The organism is Sulfitobacter sp. HI0027 (assembly GCF_001634775.1).
GTDB lineage: Bacteria > Pseudomonadota > Alphaproteobacteria > Rhodobacterales > Rhodobacteraceae > Sulfitobacter.
This window is the reverse complement of sequence record NZ_LWER01000206.1, coordinates 1-1,124: the sequence shown is the minus strand read 5'-3', so window position 1 is coordinate 1,124 and position 1,124 is coordinate 1. Positions and strand designations below refer to the sequence as shown.

At 54.4% G+C, this 1,124-nt stretch carries 1 protein-coding gene; it reads left to right on the top strand.

Annotated elements, in window-relative coordinates; all coding sequences use genetic code 11:
* Positions 1–80: 80 nt before the first annotated feature.
* Positions 81–1,073: an IS30 family transposase gene (locus A3722_RS13450; protein WP_067629841.1), complete on the top strand. Its 993-nt coding sequence runs from the start codon at positions 81–83 to the stop codon at positions 1,071–1,073.
* Positions 1,074–1,124: the final 51 nt, after the last annotated feature.

Here is a 1,124-nt window from a genome sequence, read left to right as displayed (position 1 = left end):
TTTTTGGCAATGTAGCCGGCACATTCTAAACTGGGTTGCGACACTTCCGGTATCTTGCTGAAAAAGCAAGGAGAACAGACATGGCACATACAGAGCTGGATTTGCGTGAAAGACGCATCATCGAGGACATGCTCAGAGCAAAATTCTCGATCAACAAAATAGCCGCTGAGCTTGGGAGACACCGCTCAACAGTCTATCGCGACATAAAGCGGAATTTTTACATTGATGGCGAAATGCCAAATCTCAGTGGCTACTATTGTGTGATTGCACAGCGGAAGGCAGAAGCTCGACGTGCGCGGCGGCGGAAATTGATCCGTCTCCCTAAGCTTCGGAAGGCTGTTATCACTCAGTTGAAAGAAGGCTGGTCGCCCGAGCAGATTGCCGGTCGGCTTACATTCGAAGGACATGCCATTCGCGTCAGCCATGAGACGATCTACGCCCATGTTTACAGCGCTGAGGGACAATCCGAAGAATTAGCCAGATACCTTCCAAGTCGTCGCAAGAAACGACGGTCCCGGTATGCCAGACGCCCCCGAGACCAGGTATTCCCGCTGGATCGGTCCATTCACGAGCGCCCTGAACATGTGAAGACACGCGAGGCGTTCGGTGACTGGGAAGGCGATCTGATGATCTTTGAACGTGCCAATGGCAAGATGAACGTGGCTTCGCTCGTCGAACGCAAGACCAGGTTCGCCGTCCTGTTTCGCAACAACGACCGCAGTTCGACCCACTTCATGCGCAAGCTGATGGATGTGATGGAACCCCTACCCCAGCCGGCCCGCAAATCGATCACCTTTGACCGTGGTTTCGAATTCCGGGAGTGGAGAAAGCTCAAGTCGGGCATCGGCACTGACAGCTGGTTTTGTGACCCACAAGCACCCTGGCAAAAAGGCTCGGTCGAGAACCTCAACAAACGCGCACGGCGATATCTTCCCCGTGACACCCAGCTCGCGGCGCTCTCAAATCGCAATATGAAGGCGATTTGTGACCGCCTCAACGGCACGCCAAGAAAGTGCCTTGGTTGGCGCACACCGACGGAAGCGTTCAGGGAAGAGTTGAGGAAACTGAGATAGCGGAAACTGTCGCAACGACCCTTGAGACACCATTGGCGCGCGCTACCCTCA